The sequence below is a fragment of the Streptomyces sp. NPDC090741 genome, from assembly GCF_044769045.1.
Taxonomy (GTDB): domain Bacteria; phylum Actinomycetota; class Actinomycetes; order Streptomycetales; family Streptomycetaceae; genus Streptomyces.
The window spans coordinates 300,012-313,990 of sequence record NZ_JBIVXF010000004.1 but is presented as its reverse complement, the minus strand read 5'-3'; the positions used below and the strand labels follow the sequence as shown (position 1 = coordinate 313,990).

15 protein-coding genes are annotated in these 13,979 nt (G+C 72.6%); 7 read left to right on the top strand and 8 right to left on the bottom strand.

Annotated elements, in window-relative coordinates:
• Nucleotides 1-99 precede the first annotated feature (99 nt).
• Nucleotides 100-468: a hypothetical protein gene (locus ACIQU4_RS13560; RefSeq protein ID WP_403729035.1), complete on the bottom strand. Its 369-nt coding sequence runs from the start codon at nucleotides 466-468 to the stop codon at nucleotides 100-102.
• 151 nt (nucleotides 469-619) lie between these two features.
• On the opposite strand from ACIQU4_RS13560, the gene ACIQU4_RS13555 reads away from it, so the two are divergent.
• Both ACIQU4_RS13555 and ACIQU4_RS13550 read left to right on the top strand, forming a co-directional pair.
• Nucleotides 620-1,072, top strand: coding sequence for a DoxX family membrane protein (locus ACIQU4_RS13555; protein ID WP_403729032.1), 453 nt, complete (start codon nucleotides 620-622; stop codon nucleotides 1,070-1,072).
• Nucleotides 1,069-1,503 carry a Zn-ribbon domain-containing OB-fold protein gene (locus ACIQU4_RS13550; RefSeq protein ID WP_403729029.1) on the top strand — a complete coding sequence of 145 codons (435 nt, stop codon included), beginning with the start codon at nucleotides 1,069-1,071 and terminating at the stop codon, nucleotides 1,501-1,503. The genes ACIQU4_RS13555 and ACIQU4_RS13550 overlap by 4 nt, the downstream gene beginning before the upstream one ends.
• 12 nt (nucleotides 1,504-1,515) lie before the next feature.
• On the opposite strand, the gene ACIQU4_RS13545 is transcribed toward ACIQU4_RS13550, so the two are convergent.
• The 3 genes from ACIQU4_RS13545 to ACIQU4_RS13535 all read right to left on the bottom strand — a co-directional run bounded on the left by ACIQU4_RS13545 (nucleotide 1,516) and on the right by ACIQU4_RS13535 (nucleotide 4,405).
• Nucleotides 1,516-2,196, bottom strand: coding sequence for a pyridoxal 5'-phosphate synthase (locus tag ACIQU4_RS13545; protein ID WP_403729026.1), 681 nt, complete (start codon nucleotides 2,194-2,196; stop codon nucleotides 1,516-1,518).
• 100 nt (nucleotides 2,197-2,296) lie between these two features.
• On the bottom strand, nucleotides 2,297-2,878 hold the full coding sequence (locus ACIQU4_RS13540) for a hypothetical protein (RefSeq protein WP_403729024.1): 582 nt from the start codon (nucleotides 2,876-2,878) through the stop codon (nucleotides 2,297-2,299).
• A 312-nt stretch (nucleotides 2,879-3,190) separates the two neighbouring features.
• Complete coding sequence (locus tag ACIQU4_RS13535; RefSeq protein WP_403729021.1) at nucleotides 3,191-4,405, bottom strand: thiolase C-terminal domain-containing protein; 1,215 nt, start codon at nucleotides 4,403-4,405, stop codon at nucleotides 3,191-3,193.
• A 142-nt stretch (nucleotides 4,406-4,547) separates the two neighbouring features.
• On the opposite strand from ACIQU4_RS13535, the gene ACIQU4_RS13530 reads away from it, so the two are divergent.
• Both ACIQU4_RS13530 and ACIQU4_RS13525 read left to right on the top strand, forming a co-directional pair.
• A complete protein-coding gene (locus tag ACIQU4_RS13530; RefSeq protein ID WP_403729018.1) occupies nucleotides 4,548-5,747 on the top strand; it encodes an acyl-CoA dehydrogenase family protein in 1,200 nt (399 codons plus the stop codon).
• Nucleotides 5,747-6,226: a nitroreductase family deazaflavin-dependent oxidoreductase gene (locus ACIQU4_RS13525; RefSeq protein WP_403729015.1), complete on the top strand. Its 480-nt coding sequence runs from the start codon at nucleotides 5,747-5,749 to the stop codon at nucleotides 6,224-6,226. The genes ACIQU4_RS13530 and ACIQU4_RS13525 overlap by 1 nt, the downstream gene beginning before the upstream one ends.
• Nucleotides 6,227-6,364: 138 nt before the next feature.
• Here the strand turns inward: ACIQU4_RS13525 and ACIQU4_RS13520 are convergent, their stop codons facing one another.
• A complete protein-coding gene (locus tag ACIQU4_RS13520; protein WP_363178183.1) occupies nucleotides 6,365-7,012 on the bottom strand; it encodes a TetR family transcriptional regulator in 648 nt (215 codons plus the stop codon).
• A gap of 430 nt (nucleotides 7,013-7,442) precedes the next feature.
• On the opposite strand from ACIQU4_RS13520, the gene ACIQU4_RS13515 reads away from it, so the two are divergent.
• The 3 genes from ACIQU4_RS13515 to ACIQU4_RS13505 all read left to right on the top strand — a co-directional run bounded on the left by ACIQU4_RS13515 (nucleotide 7,443) and on the right by ACIQU4_RS13505 (nucleotide 11,416).
• On the top strand, nucleotides 7,443-8,246 hold the full coding sequence (locus ACIQU4_RS13515) for a VOC family protein (protein WP_403729011.1): 804 nt from the start codon (nucleotides 7,443-7,445) through the stop codon (nucleotides 8,244-8,246).
• Nucleotides 8,247-8,438: 192 nt separating this feature from the next.
• A complete protein-coding gene (locus ACIQU4_RS13510; RefSeq protein ID WP_403729009.1) occupies nucleotides 8,439-10,865 on the top strand; it encodes a PQQ-binding-like beta-propeller repeat protein in 2,427 nt (808 codons plus the stop codon).
• A 56-nt stretch (nucleotides 10,866-10,921) separates the two neighbouring features.
• Entirely contained in the window at nucleotides 10,922-11,416 is a 495-nt protein-coding gene (locus ACIQU4_RS13505; RefSeq protein WP_403729007.1) for a peptidylprolyl isomerase, read from the top strand.
• Nucleotides 11,417-11,524: 108 nt separating this feature from the next.
• Here the strand turns inward: ACIQU4_RS13505 and ACIQU4_RS13500 are convergent, their stop codons facing one another.
• Genes ACIQU4_RS13500 through ACIQU4_RS13490 form a run of 3 tightly spaced genes read right to left on the bottom strand, consistent with a single transcriptional unit; the run spans nucleotide 11,525 to nucleotide 13,907 of the window.
• On the bottom strand, nucleotides 11,525-12,037 hold the full coding sequence (locus ACIQU4_RS13500) for a hypothetical protein (RefSeq protein ID WP_403729004.1): 513 nt from the start codon (nucleotides 12,035-12,037) through the stop codon (nucleotides 11,525-11,527).
• A 2-nt stretch (nucleotides 12,038-12,039) separates the two neighbouring features.
• Complete coding sequence (locus tag ACIQU4_RS13495; protein WP_403729001.1) at nucleotides 12,040-12,537, bottom strand: hypothetical protein; 498 nt, start codon at nucleotides 12,535-12,537, stop codon at nucleotides 12,040-12,042.
• A 50-nt stretch (nucleotides 12,538-12,587) separates the two neighbouring features.
• Nucleotides 12,588-13,907 (bottom strand): hypothetical protein, encoded by a 1,320-nt coding sequence (locus tag ACIQU4_RS13490; protein ID WP_403728998.1) that lies wholly within the window; start codon nucleotides 13,905-13,907, stop codon nucleotides 12,588-12,590.
• Nucleotides 13,908-13,979 lie beyond the last annotated feature (72 nt).

The window sequence follows — 13,979 nt, the reverse complement described above, 5'->3', positions numbered from 1 at the left end:
CTCGGACGAGGAGGGAATCGATTGCGGATCGATCACGGGGCGGTTGGGCGGCGGCCCGAGGGAGAGGGGCGGGCCCGGGACGGCCGCCGGCGGCGCGCCTCACACGGGGTACGTCCGGAACGTGACCTTGGCGCGCTGCTCGTCCGTCCACAGGACGAACGAACCTTCCCGCTGGCTGATGCAGCCGCCTTCGAGGACATCGATGCAGGCCTCCCCGGCCGTCCCGGACGGCAGGGCGGCGCCGAACTGCGACACCGCTTCGGAGCGGGGGGAGGGTTGCGTTCCCCAGGTGCCGCCGTCGGCGAACGCCCACAGGAACACCCCGAACCGGACGAGCGGGGGCCCGGGGCCCGAGAGCAGGGCGAGAGCGATCAGCCGCTTCGTGCTCCGCCGCATCGGTGGTGACGGCGGTACGTGGGCGCCCCAGGCGGGCTGCTGCCCCGTGGTCTGTCGGGCGTCGTGGCTCATCGCGCGGCTCTGCTCGAAATTTCGAACACGCTCAATTTTGGGGACGCCCGCGAAGGGTGGGCGGTTGCGTGTGGTTCCGGTTCGGGGCCTTGCGGGAACGGCGCGGATCCGCTGAACTGACGTACCGTCAGATCTAGGAAGGGGTGGGCCGATGCAGACCATCTGGCTCAGTGGGGCCGAGTGGCTCGCCGTGCTCCGGATAGGGCTCGGCCTGTGGTGGCTGGAGAGCTGGCGGCACAAGGACAAGAAGGGCTGGTTCGAACGCGGCACCGGCATCGCCTGGGCCGCGGACGTCGCCGGCAAGCACCGCTGGCCGTTCGTGAAGGGCGGCTTCGAGAAGGTCGTCCAGCCGCGCCCGCGGCTGATGGCGTACGTCGTCGTCTACGCGGAACTCGCCCTCGGACTGGGGCTGGTACTCGGATTCCTGACCCCGATCGCGCTCGTCGGCGGCCTGCTCCTGAACCTGCTGTATTTGGTGCTGATGATCCACGACTGGGCCGAGCAGGGGCAGAACGCGATGATGGCCCTGATCTCGCTCGTCGCGCTCTTCGCGATGGCCTGGCAGACCTGGTCCCTCGACTCGGCGACGGGACTGTTCCTGTGAGTTCTGTGAGTTCGGCGAGCGCGCGCTACGACCTCCCCGAGACCGACGACTTCACCCGCCCCTACTGGGACGCGGCCGCCGAGGGCCGGCTCCTGCTGCGCCGCTGCGCGGACTGCGGGCGGGCCCACCACTACCCGCGCGAGTTCTGCCCGTACTGCTGGGCCGGCGAGGAGCGGGTGGCCTGGGAGCCCGCGAGCGGCCGCGCCACCCTCTACACGTGGTCGGTGATCCACCGCAACGACCTCCCGCCGTTCGGGACGCGCGTCCCGTACACGGCGGCCGTGGTGGACCTGGCCGAGGGCCCGCGCATGATGACGGAGGTCGTCGACCGCGACCCGGCGGACCTGCGGATCGGCATGCGGCTCCAAGTCGCCTTCCGCGAGGCGGCGGAGGGTGTCCGGGTGGCGGTGTTCCGCCCGGACGCCGCCTGACACAGGCGGCCTTCAGGGCCAGAGCAGCTCGCGGGTCCAGGCGGTGGCGGCGGGCGAGCGGCGGTAGCGGAGCCGGATGTGGCGGCGGGCCGGGTCGCCCTGGAAGAACTCGACTTCGGTCGGGTCGAGTACGTACCGGGTCCAGGTCGGGGCCGAGGCGTCCGGCTCCGCCCCGGCCCGCTCCCAGGCGGCCTCGGAGACGCGCCGCAGCTCGTCCACGCTGTCGAGCACCTCGCTCTGCCGGCCGGTCAGCGCCGCCGCGAGCGCACCCCGCGAGCGGACCGCCAGGTCCGCCCGGCTCTCCTGCGGCCCGCGGGCACTGACCCGGCCGCGGATCCGGATCTGCCGGGCCACGGCCGGCCAGTAGAACCCGAGCGCGGCGTCCGGGTGCCCGGCGAGCTGCCGGCCCTTGGCGCTGGTGGCGTGCGAGGCGAAGTGCCAGCCGTGCCCGTCGGCGTCGTGCAGCATCAGGGTGCGTACGTCGGGCCGCCCATCGGCGTCCACGGTGGCCAGGCTCATCGTGTGCGGCTCCGGCTGCCCGGCCGCGGCGGCGTGCAGGAACCACTCCCGGAACAGCGCCAGCGGCTCGGCGGGCGCGGCGTCCGGATCGAAGCCGGGCAGCGGGCCGTCCCACACCCGCAGCGAGTGCAGGGTGGCGTGGAACTCGTCGCTGCTGCTGGTCTCACTGGTCATACCGCCCATCGAACACCATCGCCGCCGGACGGACCGACGCGGACCCGGCGGTGTCGACCGCCGGGTCCGCGCGGAAGCCAAGGGCCCAGGGAGCCAGTGGCTAGTCGGTGCAGTACCTCTTGAGCGCGGCGTTGAACGCGCTGCTGTAGGCCTGGTCGTGGGCGTCCTTGGCCTCCTTCTTCCCCGCTGCATTGGGCACCAGGCCGTGGAAGTTCTGGTTGTTGTTCAGCTTCGGCTCGGCGTCGCAGGTACCGGCCTGGGCCAGCGCCTTTCCGTCGGTGAAGCCCTCCTTGGCGCCGCGCTGCCGTTCGGCGGTGATCAGCTTCTGGTTGATGGCGTCCTGGGCCTCCTGGCCGCCCAGACAGTTGGCGCTGGCGCCGCTGTTCTGGAAGGCCTTGTACTTGCCGGCCGGTACGTCACCGGAGGTGAACTTGCCGTCGTCGCCGACGGTGGCGGTGCCGCCACCCGCGCCGTCGGTCTGGTCGAGGAAGACCTTGCCCTTGGCCTTGTCGAACCCCTCGCCGCTGACGATCGCCTTCGTCGCGTCGCCGGCTTTCGCTTCGACGAAGCACGCGGCCACGGCGGGTGCGGCGGCCGGTGCGGCCTTCGGGGTCGCGGCCCATCCCGTGGCGGCCGCCCCGATGGCGAGCGAACAGGCCATGAGGGGGGTGAACAGAGTCATGCGGATCCGTTGGTTCATCGTCGTTCCTCACCTGTGGTGCGGGAGGGTGGGAATTCGCACGGCCAACACGGCGAGTGGGCGCACACGGTGGGCGCACGGACTCGTGCCCACGATGCCGGCACAGTGCGCGGGGGCGGGTGCGCTCCACGCGCACGTCCCGATCGGCCCTGGAAGAGTCCGTCCCTTCCATCCTCCCCCGCCCCTGCGGACCTGTCGACCGGGAGCCCCGCCGCCCAGGAATCACCGCCCGGGAGTCACCGCCCGGGAGCCCTGCCGCCCCCGAATCACCGCCCCCGAATCGCCGCGCCAGGATCACCGCCCCAGGATCAGCGTCCCCGACGAGCAGAACCAGCCCCCCGTGCCCGACGCCAGGGCCACCTCCGGGCGCCGGCCCCCCTGTTTGGTGACCTGGCGGTCCGGGCCGGCCTCGCCGCGCAGCTGGCGGACCGCCTCGACCAGCAGGAACAGGCCGCGCATGCCCGGGTGGCAGGCCGAGAGGCCGCCGCCGTCGGTGTTGACCGGCAGTTCCCCGTCCCGCAGGAGGCGGCCCTTCTCCACGAAGGCTCCGCCCTCTCCCTTGGCGCAGAAGCCGAGGTCCTCCAGCGTGACCAGGGTCATGTACGTGAAGGCGTCGTAGATTTGGGCGAGGTCCACGTCCGCCGGGGTGAGGCCGGCGCGGGCGAACGCCGTGCGGCCCGAGACCGCCGCCGGGGACACCGTGAAGTCCTCCCACTCCGACATCGTGGTGTGGGAGACCGACGTGCCCGAACCCAGGATCCAGACCGGCTCCTTCGCCGTGTCCGGTACGTAGTCCTCCGCGGCCAGCAGCACCGCGCAGCCGCCGTCCGAGCGGATGCAGCAGTGCAGCTTCGTGAACGGGTCCGCGATCATCTCGCCGGACAGGACGTCCTCCACCGTGATCGGGTCGCGGAACATCGCGTCCGGGTTGGTCGCCGCGTTCGCCCGCGCCTGGACCGCCACCGAGGCGAGCTGCTCCAGCGTCGTCCCGTACTCGTGCATGTGGCGTCGCGCGGCCATCGCGTACTTCGAGACCAGCGTGTGCCCGTACGGCACCTCGAACTGCAGCGGCCCCCGGGCCCCGAACGACAGGTTCGAGGTGCGCCGGCGCGCCTTGATGTCGGCGCGTGCCGTGGATCCGTACACGAGCAGCACGGCGTTGGCGTGTCCCGCCGCGATCGCGTCCGCCGAGTGCGCCGCCATGACCTCCCAGGTCGCGCCGCCCACCGAGGTGGAGTCGACCCAGGTGGGGCGCAGCCCCAGGTACTCGGCCACCTCGACCGGCGCGAGGGTGCCGAGGCCGGCCGAGGCGAAGCCGTCGATGACGGAGCGGTCCAGGCCGGAGTCGGCCAGGGCGCGGCGGGCGGCCTGCGCGTGCAGGGCGTACGGGGTGGGTCCGTCCACCCGGCCGCAGTCGGAGAGGGCGACGCCGACGACGGCGACCCGGCGGCGTCCGGTTCGGGGTCCGGTTCGCGGTCCGGTCGTGGGTCCAGGCGTGGGTCCAGGCATGCCTCGAACCGTACATCTGACGTAGTGTCAGTTTCTAGGCCGTGCCGCGCGGTCCTCGCGATATCTGCGCGCCCCGCCCCCTGTGCATCTGTCGCCGCCCGCCCTAACATGACGGCCCGTCAGATACGGGAGGAGCCCGACGATGGATGCCGCCTTCACCGCGGAGCAGGACGAGATGCGCCGCACCCTGCGCGAGATCCTGGGCAAACGCTGCGGCCCGGACGAGGTCAAGGCCGCCGCCCGCACCGCCGCCGGACATGACCGAGAGCTCTGGCAGCAGCTCGCGCAGCAGCTCGGCCTGCCCGGCATCGCCGTCGCCGAGGAGTACGGGGGCGTCGGCTGCACCCCCGCCGACCTGGCGCTGGCCTGTGAGGAGACCGGCCGGGCGCTGCTGCCCTCGCCGCTGCTGGCCACCGCCGCGCTCTCCGTACCGCTGATCACCGCCCTCGGCACCGCCGCCCAGCGCTCCGCGCTGCTCCCGGCGCTCGCCGCCGGCGGGCTCACCGCAGCCCTCGCCGTCCCCGGCCCGGCGCTGTCCACCGCCCTCGCGCTGACCGGCGACAACACCCCCGGGGAGTGGGCCGGCGGGGGGCGCGCCGGCGGGGTGCAGGCCCGGCCCGGGGAAGACGGCGGCTGGCGGCTGTACGGGGAGGCCGCCCAGGTGCTCGACGGGCACAGCGCCTCCCTGCTGCTGGTCGCCGCACACGCCGGAGGGTTCGCCCGGAGCCGGACCCTGCTGTTCCTCGTGCGGGAGGACGCGGCCGGACTGGCCCGGTCGCGGCAGACCACCCTGGACGAGACCCGGCCGCAAGGCAGCGTCCAACTCCGCGACACCCCCGCCGAGTTGCTCGGTGCGGACGCCGAGAACGCCACCGACGAGGCAGTCCTCGCCGCGTTGGCGTCCACCGGGCGCACCGCCGCCGCCGTCCTCGCCGCCGAGGCGGTCGGCGCGGCCGGGCAGGCGCTGGCCCGCACGGTGGAGTACGTAGGCCGGCGCGAGCAGTTCGGACGGCCCATCGGCTCGTTCCAGGCGGTCAAACACCGGCTGGCCGACCTCTACGTACACGTCCAGGCGGCCCGCTCGGCGGCCTACTACGCCGCCTGGGACCCGCAGCAGGGCGGCCTCGCCCTCGCGCAGGCCCTGGAGGCCCTGCGGATCACGGCGGGCGAGGCGATCCAGCTGCACGGCGGCATCGGCTTCACCTGGGAGCACGACGCGCACCTGTACTTCAAGCGGGCGGCGGCCGACGAGCTGCTGTTCGGCCCCGTCCACCGGCTGCGGGCGCACGCCGCCCACCGTGCGGGCCTGTTCACCACCCCACAAGAGAAGGTGGCCGTCTGATGGCAGTGGCAGCCGGCGTCAAGCTGATGCAGAAGGTCTCCTCGACCATGCTGTTCGCCAAGATCGCTCCGCACTTCATCCCGGCCATGGACAAGGCGGTGCACAAGCTGACCCGTGGCAAGGTCATCCTCAGCGCCCAGATGCTCCCCGGCGTGATCCTGACCGCCAAGGGCGCCAAGACGGGCGAGCCGCGCACCACGCCGCTCGCCTGCATGCCGGAGGAGGGGGGCGTCAGCTGGCTCCTGATCGGCTCCAACTTCGGCCGCCCCGGACACCCGGCGTGGACCGGCAACCTGCTCAAGCATCCTGACGCGGACGTGAGTTGGAAAGGTCAGGACATCGCCGTACGGGCCCGGCTGCTGGAGGGGGCGGAACGCGCGGCGGCGTGGCAGGCCGTGCTGAGGTTCTGGCCGCCGTACGCGACGTACCAGGCGCGCATCGAGCGCGAGATCCGGCTGTTCCGCCTGGAGCGTCGCTGATCGCGGCGGACGGCCGGTATGAGAGCGGAAGAGGGGTGCGGGGGGAGGGGTGCAGCGCGGGAGGGGGAAACGCGGGCAGGGGCGGGGGCGGGTACGGCGAGGGGCGGGAGGGCGGCGGACCCCGGGCAGGGTCCGCCGTTACTTGGTCGGCTTCTTCCCGGTGATGCCCAGGTGGACGAGCAGCGCCAGGTTCGGCTTGAGCTCGGCCTGCTTGACGCCCCAGGTCTGGAAGCCCTTCTGGTGCGAGGCGACCGCCGCCAGCATCGCGACCAGCGAACCCGCCATCGCCGCCGGGCTGACGTCCTTGTCGACCTTGCCCTTGGCCTGGAGCTCCTTCATCGACTCCGTGAGGGAGTTGGTGACGGAGTTCAGGATCTTCATGCGGATCTTGTAGAAGCGTTTGTCGCCCTCGGCCGCGCCGAGGTCGACGACCCGCAGGATCGCGTCGTTGCGCCGCCAGAAGTCGAGGAATCCCTCGACGAGTTCCTCGGCGGCCTGCCAGCCGGCCTTGCCGACCCAGTTGCGGCCCTCGACGAGCGCCGTCAACTGCGCGCCCTCCGTGGCCATTTCCTCGGCGATCTCCAGGACGGCGCCCTCGACGTCCGGGAAGTACTGGTAGAAGGTCGCGGGGGAGGTGCCGGCCTTGCGGGCGACGTCGATCACCTTGACGTCGCGGTACGGCGAGGAGCTGAGCATCTCGCTGAGGCAGTCGAGCAGCTTCTGCCGCGTCGCCTGACCGCGCCGGCCGGCAACGCGGCCGTCGACGGTGCGTACTTGTCCTGTCATGCCGTCAGCTTACCGAGGGGTGATCTGCGCGCGATTCGGCCGCCTGCAAATGGGGTTACGTGACGCCTGGCCTGGGTGAAGGCCGCGCCCCGGGCCGCTGCGGGTGGTGGTTTCCGGGTGACGGACGTGCCGGTTCCGGGCGGTGGACGTGCCGGTTCCGGGCTCATCCCGCACAGATCCGGTGCGAATTCCGCGCGGGCGAAGCCCCGGCCAAGGCCGGTCCCGGGCCGGTCCCGGGCCGATTTCGGGGCGGATTCCGGGGCCGATTTCGAGGCCGGTCCCCGCCCGTTTCCGGGGCGGATTCGCCCGCACCCACCCCGCCCGCTTCCTCTCGAAATCCCCCGATTAGTCTTATCAACAGGCTGTGGACAAGTTTTCGGGCAGATCATGGCTGGGGGGCATAGAAGGGCACAACGGAAGGAACCGGGCCATGGCCGCATTCGCGGAGGGAACACCCTGCTGGGTGGACGCCTCGCTGCCGGACGTCGAGGCCGGCAAGCGTTTCTACGGTGAGCTCTTCGGGTGGACCTTCGCCGCCGGAGCCGGCCCCGAGTACGGCGGCTACACCCAGGCCTACAGCCGCGGCCGCAACGTCGCCGCCCTCGCCCCCAAACCCGACGGCCGCATGCCGACCGTCTGGGGGATCTACCTCTACACCTCCGACGCCTACGCGTGCGCCGCCCGCATCCGCGCCTCCGGCGGCCAGATGGTCATGGATCCCCAGCCGGTGGGCCCGTACGGCGGCGCCGCGCTGGCCGCCGACCCCGGCGGGGCCGTCTTCGGCCTGTGGCAGCCCGGCACCCACCACGGTTTCGAGGCCCAGCAGGAGCCGTACACGTACTGCTGGAGCGAGGTCTACACCCGCGCCCGCGACGCGGTCGACGTCTTCTACGCCAACGTCTTCGGCTACGTCCCCGAGGACCAGGACGACGCGGGCAGCGGCGTCGAGTACCGCCTGTGGTCCCCGCCCGGCAGCCGGCCCGGGGCCGAGACCGCCGTCATGGGGCGCAGCCTGATCACCGACGCGTTCCCGGAGATCATGCCGGCGCACTTCCTCGTGTACTTCGCCGTCCCGGACGTCGACCAGTCCGTCGCGACGGTGAAGCGGCTCGGCGGCCGGGTCACCGCCGACCCCTTCGACACGCCGCACGGGCGGATCGCGGTCGTCGCCGACAACCAGGGCGCGGTGTTCGCCCTGCTCTCGGAGCCCCGTACGGGTCCGCTCGGTCAGTGACGCCCTCCCGGCTTCCTCCCGGCCCGTCCCCGGACTGTGACGACGCGCCCTGCGCGCGGGCCTGACAGAATCGGGGTTGCGCGACTCCGGGCGGCGCCCGGGGTGAGACGCTGCACGGGGCCGACCGCCGTGCCGGCGCGCGTGCAGGTGGGAACGGGCCCGGCAAAGGCCCGTACGGGGATTGTGAGGCGAGTGGTGGAGCAGCTGACGCAGCACGACCCGAGACGGATCGGCCCCTTCGAGGTGCTGGGACGGCTCGGCGCCGGCGGCATGGGGCTGGTCTATCTCGCGCGGTCGGCATCCGGACGCCGGGTGGCGATCAAGACGGTGCGGACCGAGCTCGCCGAGGACCAGCTGTTCCGGGTGCGCTTCACCCGTGAGGTGGAGGCGGCGCGCGCCGTGTCCGGCTTCTACACCGCGGCCGTGGTCGACGCCGACCCGCGGGCCGCCGTGCCGTGGCTGGCGACCGCGTACGTCCCGGCGCCCTCCCTGGAGGAGATCGTCAACGAGTGCGGGCCGATGCCCGCCCAGGCCGTACGGTGGCTCGCCGCCGGCATCGCCGAGGCCCTTCAGTCCATCCACGGGGCGGGCCTCGTCCACCGCGACCTGAAGCCGTCCAACGTGCTCGTCGTCGAGGACGGCCCGCGCGTGATCGACTTCGGCATCGCGAGCGGCGTCTCCAACACCCGCCTGACCATGACGAACGTCGCCGTCGGCACGCCCGCGTACATGTCGCCCGAGCAGGCGAAGGACTCGCGCAGCGTCAAGGGCGCCAGCGACGTCTTCTCGCTCGGCTCGACGCTCGTCTTCGCCGCGACCGGCCATCCGCCGTACCACGGGGCCAACCCGGTGGAGACGGTGTTCATGCTGCTGCGCGACGAGCCCAACCTGGAGGGGCTCCCGGACGAGCTGCGGCCGCTGATCGCCTCCTGCATGCAGATGGACGCGACCCAGCGCCCGACCCCGGCCGACCTCCAGGCGCAGCTCGCCCCGCACCTCTTCGACGGCGGCGACGACAGCGGTACCGCCTCGGCGTGGCTGCCGGGCCGGGCCGTCGCGATGATCGAGGCCCGGCGCGCCGGGCAGCGTACGGCGGCCGCGCCCGTCCCGGCGCCCGGCCGTTCCCCGGGGCGCGGCTCCGACGCGGCGACGCACCGCCGGGAGCCGCGCGGCGGCGCCGGCGGGCCCGCCGACCCCTGGGTCGACCCGCGCACCGGCCAGGCCCTGCCCCAGCGTCCTCAGCACCCGCCGCGGCCGGTCTCCCCGGCGCCGTCCGGCGAGCCGGTCCGGATCGGGGGCTCCCCGGTGCCGATCGGGCCCGGGCCGCGCGCGGCCGCCGCGGCGCCCGCCGCGCACGCGGCCGCCGCCGACTCGGCGACCGGCTGGGTCCGCCCGCCGGGCGGTGGCGCGGCCGCCTCCCAGGCCCACGTCCCGGCGTCCTCCTCCGCGTCGGCCGTGGTGCCCTCGCCCGGCGCGGGCCCCGACAGCGGCCGCTGGCGGCCCTGGCGCTTCCGTATGTCGAACGAGGTCTGGGGCACCCCGACCGTCGCCGGAGACCTGCTGTACGTGACCTCCTTCGAGGTGCACGCGCTGGACGTGGCCAGCGGCCGGCGCCAGTTCAAGACCCGCGACGTCGCCTGGTCCATGGCCGTCTCGGACGGCCGCATCCACGCCTCCGACGGGCCCTCCCTCTACGCGCTCGACGCCGGCGACGGCTCCGAGCGCTGGCGGCTGAACACCGACGCCTGGGTGTACGCGCTGCGCGCCGACCGGGGCACCGTCGTCACCGCCACGCGCGGGGGCGGCGTACAGGGCTGGGAGGCCTCCAACGGCCAGAAGCTGTGGGAGCTGGCCGGCGCCCAGAGCGACTTCGAGACCCCGGAGGCGGCCCCCGTCCTCCACGAGGGCACGGTGTACGTGTGGCAGGACGCGCGGCTGCGCGCCCTGGACGCCCGCAGCGGCCGCGAGGCCTGGTCGTACCCGGTCGGTGACGCAGCCTCCTGCGGCAACGTCCCGGTACGGGTCACCCCGGCCCCGGACGGCAACGTCTACATCGCCGCCGGCACCCGTGTGCTGTCCGTGGACCGGGCCTCGGGCCGGGTCCGCTGGCACTTCGAGGCCCCGGCGGTCTTCCTGGCCGCCCCGGCGTTCGCGCCCGGCGCGGCGGTCACGGGCGGCGGGGTCTACCTCGCCGACTACCTGGGCACCGTGTACGCGCTCGACGCGGCCACCGGCAACGACCGCTGGCGCATCGCCACCGAGCCGCGGCCGTCCTCGGACCCGGTGCTGGTCGCGAACGGCAACGTCCACCTGGGCTCGGGCAGCGCCCTGTACACGCTCGACGCGGTCACCGGCACCCCGAAGTGGCGCTTCGCCGCGGGCGGCGAGATCACCGGCCCGCCGGCGGTCGCGGACGGCCGGGTGCACTTCGGCTCGGCCGACCACTGCCTGTACACCCTGGACGCGGCGGGCGGCCAGCTGCGCTGGAAGCTGGCCACGGGCGGGGAGATCACGGGCGCCCCGGTGGCCGAGGCGGGCGTGGTCTACGCGTGCAGCAAGGACCGGTGCGTGTACGCCCTGGACGCGGCCAAGGGCACGGGCACCCGTACGGCCGGGTGAGGGTTTTCGGGCCCCTCCGGGTCGCGTGCGGCACCGGGAGTGACAGGATGGACCCCATGAGCAACGTTTACTTCGACATCAACATCGACGGCCAGCCCGCCGGCCGCATCGTCTTCAACCTCTTCGACGAGGCTGTCCCGAAGACGGCCCGGAACTTCCGTGAGCTGGCCACCGGCCAGAACGGCTTCGGCTACGCGGGCTCCGGCTTCCACCGCGTCATCCCGCAGTTCATGCTGCAGGGCGGCGACTTCACCAACCACAACGGCACCGGTGGCAAGAGCATCTACGGCGAGAAGTTCGAGGACGAGAACTTCCAGCTGAAGCACGACCGCCCGTACCTGCTGTCGATGGCGAACGCCGGCCGCAACACCAACGGCTCGCAGTTCTTCATCACCACCGTCGTCACCCCGTGGCTTGACGGCAAGCACGTCGTCTTCGGCGAGGTCGTCGAGGGCTCCGAGCTCGTCGACGCGATCGAGAAGCTCGGCACCCCCTCGGGCTCCACCCGCGGCAAGATCGAGATCGCCGCCTCGGGCGTCGTCGAGGCCTGATCCACCCCGCACCACCGCCGTACCGGCTGGTCGGCCCCGCCCCCTCACCGGGGGTCGGGGCCGCCGCCATGTGGTCATGGCTCGTGGAGCGTCACGGCTCGTCGAGCGTCACAGCTTGAGGAGCACCCCGCGCCAGGTCCATCCGGCGTCGAGGACCGCCTGCCGCAGGGGATCCTTCAGCTGGCCCGTGTCGAAGCTGAAGTCCTCGGTCAGGCTCCGCTTGCCGTCGGGTCCCTTCTCGATCGTCCACCGCTTGGACACCGTGGTCACCTGGCCGCGGCTGTACTCGGCTCCGGTGGCCAGCCTCGGCGTGCCGCCGACCCAGCTGACCTCCAGCTGCTCGTCGAGGGCCCGCACCTCCCGCTTGTCGCCGACCAGACGCATCCTGATCTTGAGGGTGCGCTCCAGCTGGGACCGGAAGAAGAAGGTGTGCCAGGCCGGATCCAGGATCCGCCACTCGGCCACCAGGTCGGCCTTCTCCTCGGGCCGGGCGTTGCGCACGACGTACGCCTTGTCCGGCGCGTTGACCGCGAGCAGCGCCTCCCGGACCTGCGGTGCGGTCCGCGGCGCGACGGAGGAGTCAGGGCGCCGGGTGCCGGTGAGCTTGTTGAAGAGACCCATCGTCAGCCCTCCGTCTTCGTGTCCGGGCGCACCGTGCGCAGGAACGCCTGGAAGTCTCCCAGGACGCTGTCGTGCTGTGCGGCGGTGGCGGTCAGGACCGTCCGGATCATCGCGCGCTTGTGCGGGTCCGCGGTGTCCTGGACGGTCATGTACACCTGCGTCTGGACGAGGTCGCGATGGACCCCGGCGACGACGGCCGACAGGGTCAGGCGCTGCGTCAGGCCCGGTGCGGCGGGGGAGTCGATCGCGCGGCGGCCGGCGACCTCCACGGTCTCCGATATCGCGCGGACCCGCACCACCGACGCGTCGGCGAGCTCCTCCAGCGTCGTCCCGTCCGGCAGGAAGTCGCCGTCGACGGTGATGTTGGCGGTGAACCCGGCATCCGGGTGCGGGTGCAGCGCGATGAACGCCACCTCCGGGGCTCCGACCTCGTCCGGAGGAGCCGCTCGCCAGCCCTCCGGCAGGCTGAACTCGATGGGTACGGGCAGTGTCGTGGGCATTTTCTCGGGCCCTCCTTCCTCGTGTTACTCGGGTTCCTCGGAAACGTACATCAGTCGAACCATCCGCCCACGGTGTCCTTGACCCCGCCCGCGAAGTCCCCGACCGTGTCGGCCGCATCGCCGAAGGCTTCGCCGACCTTGTCGGGGTCGACCGTGAACTCGGCGCCCACGGAACCGCCGACCCCGAGGGCGACGCCCACCTTGCCGCCGATGTGCCACTTGCCGTCTTCGCCCTTGCCGAAGGTCGCCTTGGCCTCCGCGCCCGCGCCGACCCAGCCCTCGGCGGTACCGCCGGCGCCGATCCCGGCGACCTCCCCGCCGCCCGCGGCGGTGGCCTTGCCGCCGGCGAACGCCTTCGCGCCGGCGTTGAAGCCGTCCTTGCCGACACCCGCGCTGACCTGGGCCTCGCCGCCGGCGAAGCCCTCGACGCGCCCGTTGGCGCCGAGGTACCCGTACTCGGCGTTGACGCTCGTCAGCGTACGGACGCCCGCGGACACCTCCGCCTTGCCGCTGAGGCCCTTGTCGGTGAAGCCGTAGCTCGCGGAGCCCCGCGCTCCGATGACGAAGTCGTCGACGCCGGAGAGCTTGAGCCCGCCCATGTTCGTCGATCCCTTCGCGGTCGCGTGGAAGAGGTCGGCGTAGGCCTTGACCTGGCCCTCCTTGCCGTTCTTGACGCCGGTGACGGTGACGCCGGCGGACGGCCCGGTCACCTTGACGGAGTCTTCCTTCGTCTTGACGTCCGCTTCGTCGGGCTGGGCCGCCTTGGCTTCCTTCACGGCCTTGTCGAGGTTGCCCTCGGCGCCGGCGTTGAAGCCGTTGAGCGTCTCGTCGGCCCCCTTGCCGAGGGCGTCCTTGTTGCTGTCGACGACTTCGGCGCTCAGGGCGAGCTTGACGTTCTGGTCGAGCTCGTCGACCGCCTTCACGCGGTCGTCGATGTGCTTCTGCCACTTGGTGACGGCGTCGCTGATCGTCTTCTGGCCGTCGGGGTCGTGGTGGTAGGCGCTGCGTTCGGAGGGCGTGAGCTTGCCCCAGTCGAAGGCGACGTGGCCCTGTTCGGAGACCGTCATGCCGGCGGCTATCGCATCGTCGCGGGCGCTCTCCAGCTTCTTCTTCAGGTCGGCGAACTGGGTGTGCGCGTCCCGCAGCAGGCTCGCGATCGCCTTGGCCTGGGTCTGCGCGGCCGTGTACTCGTACCGGGTCGCCGTGAAGTTCGTCCGGGCGGTCTGCTGGCTGACGCCGTTCCAGGTCTCACCGCCCACGGCGACCTTCTGCACGGTGTTTCCGTAGCGGGTCTCGACCTTCTTCAGCTCGCCCGCCATTTCGTCCCATTTGCCGGCTGCTGTCGTCAGCAGGCCCAGGTCCGTGGTCATGACTTCGTAGTAGGTCAGCACCGGATCCCCTCACAGATTTCACAGCGTCCACACCATCGACTGCGCCGCAAG

Bases quoted from the DNA above. Each gene is read 5' to 3' on its own strand.
- ACIQU4_RS13560 (WP_403729035.1), bottom strand. From the start codon at position 468: ATGAGCCACGACGCCCGACAGACCACGGGGCAGCAGCCCGCCTGGGGC.
- ACIQU4_RS13535 (WP_403729021.1), bottom strand. From the start codon at position 4,405: ATGCCTGGACCCACGCCTGGACCCACGACCGGACCGCGAACCGGACCC.
- ACIQU4_RS13525 (WP_403729015.1), top strand. From the start codon at position 5,747: ATGGCAGTGGCAGCCGGCGTCAAGCTGATGCAGAAGGTCTCCTCGACC.
- ACIQU4_RS13530 (WP_403729018.1), top strand. From the start codon at position 4,548: ATGGATGCCGCCTTCACCGCGGAGCAGGACGAGATGCGCCGCACCCTG.
- ACIQU4_RS13490 (WP_403728998.1), bottom strand. From the start codon at position 13,907: ATGACCACGGACCTGGGCCTGCTGACGACAGCAGCCGGCAAATGGGAC.
- ACIQU4_RS13515 (WP_403729011.1), top strand. From the start codon at position 7,443: ATGGCCGCATTCGCGGAGGGAACACCCTGCTGGGTGGACGCCTCGCTG.
- ACIQU4_RS13505 (WP_403729007.1), top strand. From the start codon at position 10,922: ATGAGCAACGTTTACTTCGACATCAACATCGACGGCCAGCCCGCCGGC.
- ACIQU4_RS13555 (WP_403729032.1), top strand. From the start codon at position 620: ATGCAGACCATCTGGCTCAGTGGGGCCGAGTGGCTCGCCGTGCTCCGG.
- ACIQU4_RS13540 (WP_403729024.1), bottom strand. From the start codon at position 2,878: ATGACTCTGTTCACCCCCCTCATGGCCTGTTCGCTCGCCATCGGGGCG.
- ACIQU4_RS13500 (WP_403729004.1), bottom strand. From the start codon at position 12,037: ATGGGTCTCTTCAACAAGCTCACCGGCACCCGGCGCCCTGACTCCTCC.
- ACIQU4_RS13520 (WP_363178183.1), bottom strand. From the start codon at position 7,012: ATGACAGGACAAGTACGCACCGTCGACGGCCGCGTTGCCGGCCGGCGC.
- ACIQU4_RS13545 (WP_403729026.1), bottom strand. From the start codon at position 2,196: ATGACCAGTGAGACCAGCAGCAGCGACGAGTTCCACGCCACCCTGCAC.
- ACIQU4_RS13495 (WP_403729001.1), bottom strand. From the start codon at position 12,537: ATGCCCACGACACTGCCCGTACCCATCGAGTTCAGCCTGCCGGAGGGC.